This window comes from Wolbachia endosymbiont of Pentidionis agamae (assembly GCF_036711655.1).
Lineage (GTDB): Bacteria > Pseudomonadota > Alphaproteobacteria > Rickettsiales > Anaplasmataceae > JAZHPY01.
In genome coordinates this window covers 1-6,585 of the sequence record NZ_JAZHPY010000061.1, presented here as the reverse complement: position 1 = coordinate 6,585, position 6,585 = coordinate 1, and the positions used below count along the sequence as shown (strand labels likewise).

The window sequence follows — 6,585 nt, the reverse complement described above, 5'->3', positions numbered from 1 at the left end:
TATCTCCTTGGAATTTTCCGTTAGCTATTTTTATAGGACAAATTTCAGCAGCTCTTGCAGCTGGTAACACTGTACTTGCTAAACCTGCTGAACAAACACCGATTATTGCTTGTGAAGCTGTAAAGATATTACATGAAGCTGGAGTGCCAAAGAATGTATTACATTTTATACCAGGCAATGGTGAATATTTAGGCAAAGTTCTTATATCAGATAATAGAGTATCTGGAATAGCTTTTACTGGTGCAACAAAAACTGCTCAAATAATCAATAGAATATTAGCTAAGAGAGATGGTCCAATAGTTCCTTTTATTGCTGAGACTGGAGGATTAAATGCCATGATTATTGATAGTTCCGCTCTTTTAGAACAGGTAACGACAGATGTTTTACTTTCTGCATTCCGTAGTAGTGGCCAACGTTGTTCATCTTTGAGAGTTTTATTTATTCAAGCTGATATAGCAGAAAGGCAAATAGAGATGATTTGTGGAGCAGCTAAGGAGTTAGTTATAGGCGATCCTATGATGCTTAGCACTGACATTGGTCCGATAATAGATGAGAAATCGTTAAATAACTTGATTGGATATGTAAAAAAAATCTCTATACAAGAAGAAGTGAATCTTTTATTTAAAGCAGACTATCATTCTAAATCAAGTTTTGGTTACTTCTTTCCTCCTCATATATATGAAATAAAAAGAATCTCTCAATTAAATAGCGAAGCTTTTGGTCCTATTTTACATATTATACGTTATGATAAATTAGACTTAGACAAGATAATTGATGACATAAATAAAACAGGTTATGGTCTTACTTTTGCTTTTCAAAGCCGTATACAAAGTCAAATTGACATTATAAGTAAAAAAGTATTCGCAGGTAATATATATATTAATCGTAATCAGATTGGTGCAGTTGTGGGTATGCAGCCTTTTGGTGGCAGAGGATTATCTGGTACTGGACCAAAAGCTGGTGGTCCTTACTATCTCCAGCGCTTCTCTACAGAAAAAGTTGTAAGCACTAACACTACTGCTTTTGGTGGAAATACTAAACTTATGTGTTTTGATGATTAGAAAATTGAGATTACTAGTTTAATAATCCAAGCAATCTATGAATGGTTAATAATTTAAAATTATATAAAACATTGCAGTAGATGATATTACAATTGATAATTGATTGTCTTACCAATTGCATGCAAACAGATAAGTATAGTGATAGTGTAACTCTTATTAATTATGAAACGGAACAATGAATGTAAAATGGCTAACCTCTAATAGGCTTGTTGAGTATTCCTGTGCTGTAAAATTTATGGAAGCAAGGGTTAAATTAATACAAGCCAGTTTAGCAAGTGAGTTAGTATGGTTACTTGAGCATCCTCCATTATATACTGCAGGCATTAGTGCAACAGATGATGATATTGTAGAAGGATTATTTCCTGTATGTAGAACTGGTAGAGGTGGTAAATATACATATCATGGTCCAGGTCAACGTGTTATATATTTGATGCTTGATCTAAACAAAAGAAATAGATGTGATATAAAGCTCTATATCAGAGATTTGAGTAATTGGATTATAAATGTATTAAGACATTTTAATATCACTGGAGAATTTAAAGAAAATAGGATAGGTATTTGGATCACAAAAGATGGAGTAGAAAAAAAAATAGCAGCTTTTGGTATTAGATTAAGAAAGTGGATAAGCTATCACGGCATTGCACTTAATGTTTTTCCTAATTTATCTCACTATAGAGGTATTATTCCTTGTGGATTAAAAAATTATGGAGTTACTTCAATGAAAGAATTGGGAATAAATGTTTCACTTTCTGAACTAGATGATACGCTTAAGCAAGAATTTTATAAAAGGTTTCATTAGATATAGTTGTAAAAGTCATTGAGATATATTACTACAATTGGAGCAGTAAAAATAAATCCATCCATGCGATCAAGAATGCCTCCATGCCCTGGAATAATGTTACTACTATCTTTAATCTTATATATTCTCTTTATAGCAGATTCAGTAAAATCTCCAAGCTGCGCCATAATAGCAATAACAAACCCGATTATAGGTGAGTAAAGAATCGAAAATATACCAAAAAATAACGATGCACAAAATGTAAAAAGAATACCGGCTAAAATTGCACCAAAAAGCCCGTGCCAAGTTTTACTAGGGCTGATGACAGAACAAATTTTTGCCCCTCCAAAATTTTTACCGAATAAATATGCAGTCACATCGATTCCCCAAATGGTTAATATAAGCCATATTAATATATGCTTTCCATATGATAAACTATATAGATATATCAATGAAGCATTTGGTAACGCAATTAAAAGCAGAGCAAATATATACAAAACTTTATTTCCTTTTGTAAGATTATACCATTCAAAGGAAGATAATACTGATATTGAAAAAATCAATAAGTAGAACGATATTCCACCAGAATATACAGTGAAGGCAAATAAAAAAAATATTACTATTGAAGATAATACTCTAGATATAAAATTATCACTATTTACCATACTTTCTGTCTCTCATAATATAATCTTTTAATGCTACTGCCAAATGTTGATAGGAAAAATCTGGCCAAAAGATATTGCAAAAATATAACTCAGTATAAGCAGATTGCCAAAGCAAAAAATTGCTAAGTCTCTTTTTATCTCCAGTGCGAATTAATAAATCTAACTCTGGTAAATCTTTAGTATATAAAAAATTTTTAATAGTACTTTCTGATATAGAGTTAACTTCAATATTATTTTTTACTATATCACGCACTGCTTTTGCAATTTCTTGCCTTGCTCCATAACTAATTGCTATAGTTAATACTAGCCCAGTATTTCTAGCAGTAGCTTCTTGTGCTTTTTCGATCATTTCTACTACTTTTTCTGGCAGCAAGCTAAAATCACCGATGAAATTCAACTTTACATTAGAGTCATGAATTAAATCAATTTTTTGACACAAAGTAGAATATAGTAAACTAATTAATGTATCAACTTCTGTTTTTGATCTCAGCCAATTTTCCATAGAAAATGCATATAAAGTCAAATAAGGTATTTTTAACTCTAAGCAATATTGAACAATATTATAAGCTACCTTACCACCTTCTTTATAGCCTTCTGCTTCTTTTATACCCTGACAAATTGCCCATCTTCTATTTCCATCCATAATCACTGCTAGATGTTTTGGTAAGTACTCGAAATCTGATACATTAATCATTTAATTATGTAATATATCTTTTTCTTTTGTAGACAATATCTTGTCAATCATATTATGGTTTTCTTCAGTGATTTTTTCGATTTCCTTTTCATAGCGAGAACAATCATCTTTTGAGATTTTCTTACCTTTTTCTATGTTTTTCAATTCTTTTATCACAGTTCTACGAATATTATTAATTGCTTCATGTGCAGTATTGGCAAACTGCTGAACTAGCTTTATCAATTTCTTACGTGTTTCTTCAGTCATATCTGGTAAAGGTATACGCATCACCTTGCCTTCCACTATAGGATTAAGATTAAGACTAGAGTTCAATATAGCATCTTTTATCTTATTTACAGAGCTAGCATCCCACACTTCAACAGATAGCATTTTACTATTGATAATTGATACACTTGCTAGTTCATTTAGCTTACAGCGTCCATCTCCTATGTTAACAACTATTCCGTCAAGAAATGATGCATTAGCCCTTCCTGTACGAACACCTTTTATGTCATCACGAAAAACTTGAATAGTTTTCAGCATTCTTTCTTTCGCTTCAATTTTTATCTTATCTAACATAAATTACCATCGCTTATTAATTAGAAATTATAGTGTATACTCCCATTCCTCTTATTATATTAATTACTTTTTCTTCTTTTAGAGAAAAAACTATAATAGGAATTAAATTCTCACGTGCAAGTGAAACTGCTGATGCATCCATTATCCTAAGGTTACGTGATAATAAATCTGTATAAGAAAGCCTATCATACCTTGTAACATTCTTATTTTTTTTTGGATCATCAGAATATACGCCATTTACCTTAGTACCCTTTAAAATTACATCACAATTCATTTCAACAGCACGAAGTGCCGCAGCTGTATCTGTAGTAAAAAATGGATTACCTATACCTGAAGCAAATATTACAACTCGATTTTTTTCTAGATGACGAATAGCTTTTCTTCTTATGTAAGTCTCACATATAGCAGCCATAGGTATAGCAGAAAGCACTCTAGAGTCTATAGATTCTCTCTCTAAGAAATCCTGTAGAATTAAGGCATTCATCACAGTTGCAAGCATTCCTATGTAATCATTACTTGCCCTTTCTGACCCAAACGAGGAAGAAAAAGCTCCACGAAAGATGTTACCTCCACCAACAACAATACATATCTGAACGCCAAGGTTATATATTTCTAATATACTCTTAGATAAATCACTAATAGATTCTTCTGCATAACCAAATTGCTTTGATCCCATAAGAACCTCACCAGAAATTTTCAGCAGTACCCTGGAATATTTTACTACTTCTTTTTTTATTACATTAGAAGAAATATACTGGCTCATCACCTAGCTTTAATTTCCTATTGAAAATAATTTATAATCAGCAAGCTTGATTGGACAGCCCAACACTAATTCTTTTGAATTAATGAAATCAATGATTTTCATCTTTTCATCTCTAAAGAATTTCTGTTCTAACAATACAGTATCTTCATAATACTTAGAAATACGACCATCTATAATTTTCTTTTTCACTTCTGCTGACTTATCTAATCTCTTCACTTGTTCTTCAATAATGAAACGCTCATTTAAAAGCTCTTTCTGATCTAAATTTTCTATAGAAAGAGCAGTTGGTTTCATAGCAACTATATGCATACCTATTTGTTTTCCTATATCTCGTAATTTTACTTTATCACCATGCGACTCAAGTAGGACTAAAGCACCAATTGTACCAAGATTAGTCGTAGAACCGTGTGCATAACCAAAAACAACTCCATTTTTAGCTTCTAAATAGCATACCCTACTTAGTTCTAACTTTTCTCCGAGAACTGAAATCTCATTTACTATAGCTTCATGAACTGTTCCAACATTTCCATACTTAAAATTTTTTAAATCTTCTGCTTTAGTACAACGCTCTTTACAAGCAAGCGAAGCTAAATCTAGAATTAAATGTTTAAACCTGTCATTCCGCGCAACAAAATCAGTTTCACAATTTAATTCAACTAATACACCAGAATTTTCCTCTATGTGCATAGCAATTAATCCACTTGTTGCTACCCTATCAATTTTCTTATTAGCTTTAGCAATGCCTAAAACACGTAAATAGCTAATTGCTTTTTCAATATCGTTGTTACACTCTTCCAATGCCTTCTTGCAATCACCAAATCCAGCACCTGTTCTCTCACGTAATTCCTTTAAAAGTATTTTCATTTATTTTTCCTCTTAAAAATTAGAATTATCACTTTCTTCTATTTTGTCTTTTATGTCAACACCAGACCTTATTAATTCAGAATTTATACCATCAAGTATAGCTTCTGAAGCTTGCTTACAATATAATTCTATTGATTTTCTTGAATCATCATTTCCTGGTATAGGATAAGTAATACCGTTTGGATTTGAGTTAGTGTCGATTACTGCAACTGTTGGTATCCCTAATTTCTTGGCCTCTTTTATTGCAATATGTTCCTTATTTGTATCTATAATAAATAAAATATTTGGTATTCCACCCATTTCTCTAATTCCGCATAGTGACCTTTCTAATTTATTTTTTTTATTTTCAATACGTATTAATTCTTTTTTTGTAAAGACGCCATCTTCGTTTACAAGCATTTGCTCATATTGAACAAGTGTCTTGATTGAAGAAGAAACAGTATTCCAATTAGTTAGCAGACCTCCAAGCCACTTATGATTCATATAATGTTGTCCACAACGAACCGCTTCTTTAGCAATAATATCGAATGCTTGAAATTTCGTACCAACAAATAAGATGCGCCCCCTCCTAAAAGCAACCTCATACAAAGCTTCCATAGCTTTTTTAAATAAAGGTAATGTTTTTTGTAAATCAATGATATGTATACGATTTTCTTTGTGTACTCCATATATATATGGAGCCATTTTTGCATTCCATCGGCTAGACTTATGCCCGAAATGCACACCAGCTTCTATTAAGTCACGTATAGTAAGGTTAAATGAATTCATTTTTCTCTCCAAATAGTTAAACTTCCATGGTAAAACCCTTAGTGGGACTATTTGTTATAACCATGTGTAAATTTTATATTTTTAATTATAGTAAAGATTAACAAAAGATCAATCAAAAAGAATTGACAAAATAATTTACTCTATGTTAACCTAAAAATATCAATCAATGGGGGTGTAGCTCAGTTGGTTAGAGCGCATGCCTGTCACGCATGAGGTCGTGAGTTCAAGTCTCATCACTCCCGCCATCCTCAAGTATAATGTATATGCATTTTATACTAAAAAATCTTGATAAAAATTAAAATATTCAGTATAATTGATTTATTAGTAGTAAATACTTGAGGAATATAATGACAGGAACTTCAAAACAAGAATATTTAAGTACTGGGATAAAACAACAAAGTTCTATAATCTCTGAAGTAAATTTTGATTCTGGT

The 6,585-nt window shown here is 31.6% G+C and carries 8 protein-coding genes and 1 tRNA gene; 3 read left to right on the top strand and 6 right to left on the bottom strand.

The window, feature by feature from the left end:
- Both V6U76_RS03970 and lipB read left to right on the top strand, forming a co-directional pair.
- On the top strand, nucleotides 1–1,061 hold a 1,061-nt coding region (locus tag V6U76_RS03970), incomplete at its 5' end, for an aldehyde dehydrogenase family protein (protein WP_333023739.1).
- A gap of 175 nt (nucleotides 1,062–1,236) precedes the next feature.
- Entirely contained in the window at nucleotides 1,237–1,860 is a 624-nt protein-coding gene (lipB, locus tag V6U76_RS03965; protein WP_333023738.1) for a lipoyl(octanoyl) transferase LipB, read from the top strand.
- On the opposite strand, the gene V6U76_RS03960 is transcribed toward lipB, so the two are convergent.
- From V6U76_RS03960 to rpsB, 6 genes are read right to left on the bottom strand one after another with little or no spacing between them, the layout of a single operon-like run.
- The gene (locus V6U76_RS03960) at nucleotides 1,857–2,504 is read right to left on the bottom strand and encodes a phosphatidate cytidylyltransferase (protein WP_333023737.1); all 648 of its coding nucleotides are present in this window, start codon (nucleotides 2,502–2,504) and stop codon (nucleotides 1,857–1,859) included. The two genes, lipB and V6U76_RS03960, sit on opposite strands and share 4 nt — an antisense overlap.
- On the bottom strand, nucleotides 2,494–3,198 hold the full coding sequence (gene uppS, locus V6U76_RS03955; protein ID WP_333023736.1) for a polyprenyl diphosphate synthase: 705 nt from the start codon (nucleotides 3,196–3,198) through the stop codon (nucleotides 2,494–2,496). The genes V6U76_RS03960 and uppS overlap by 11 nt, the downstream gene beginning before the upstream one ends.
- Entirely contained in the window at nucleotides 3,199–3,756 is a 558-nt protein-coding gene (frr, locus tag V6U76_RS03950; RefSeq protein WP_333023735.1) for a ribosome recycling factor, read from the bottom strand.
- Between the two features lie 16 nt (nucleotides 3,757–3,772).
- Nucleotides 3,773–4,519 (bottom strand): UMP kinase, encoded by a 747-nt coding sequence (gene pyrH, locus V6U76_RS03945; protein WP_333023734.1) that lies wholly within the window; start codon nucleotides 4,517–4,519, stop codon nucleotides 3,773–3,775.
- Between the two features lie 9 nt (nucleotides 4,520–4,528).
- Nucleotides 4,529–5,383: a translation elongation factor Ts gene (gene tsf, locus V6U76_RS03940; RefSeq protein WP_333023733.1), complete on the bottom strand. Its 855-nt coding sequence runs from the start codon at nucleotides 5,381–5,383 to the stop codon at nucleotides 4,529–4,531.
- Nucleotides 5,384–5,395: 12 nt separating this feature from the next.
- On the bottom strand, nucleotides 5,396–6,151 hold the full coding sequence (gene rpsB / locus V6U76_RS03935; RefSeq protein ID WP_333023732.1) for a 30S ribosomal protein S2: 756 nt from the start codon (nucleotides 6,149–6,151) through the stop codon (nucleotides 5,396–5,398).
- Between the two features lie 168 nt (nucleotides 6,152–6,319).
- Here rpsB and V6U76_RS03930 point away from each other — a divergent pair.
- Nucleotides 6,320–6,396: transfer RNA gene (locus V6U76_RS03930), tRNA-Asp, on the top strand.
- Nucleotides 6,397–6,585 lie beyond the last annotated feature (189 nt).

What these genes read in the sequence shown, in the direction of transcription:
- rpsB (WP_333023732.1), bottom strand. Translation starts at nt 6,151, where the DNA reads ATGAATTCATTTAACCTTACTATACGTGACTTAATAGAAGCTGGTGTG.
- tsf (WP_333023733.1), bottom strand. Translation starts at nt 5,383, where the DNA reads ATGAAAATACTTTTAAAGGAATTACGTGAGAGAACAGGTGCTGGATTT.
- lipB (WP_333023738.1), top strand. Translation starts at nt 1,237, where the DNA reads ATGAATGTAAAATGGCTAACCTCTAATAGGCTTGTTGAGTATTCCTGT.
- uppS (WP_333023736.1), bottom strand. Translation starts at nt 3,198, where the DNA reads ATGATTAATGTATCAGATTTCGAGTACTTACCAAAACATCTAGCAGTG.
- pyrH (WP_333023734.1), bottom strand. Translation starts at nt 4,519, where the DNA reads ATGAGCCAGTATATTTCTTCTAATGTAATAAAAAAAGAAGTAGTAAAA.
- frr (WP_333023735.1), bottom strand. Translation starts at nt 3,756, where the DNA reads ATGTTAGATAAGATAAAAATTGAAGCGAAAGAAAGAATGCTGAAAACT.
- V6U76_RS03960 (WP_333023737.1), bottom strand. Translation starts at nt 2,504, where the DNA reads ATGGTAAATAGTGATAATTTTATATCTAGAGTATTATCTTCAATAGTA.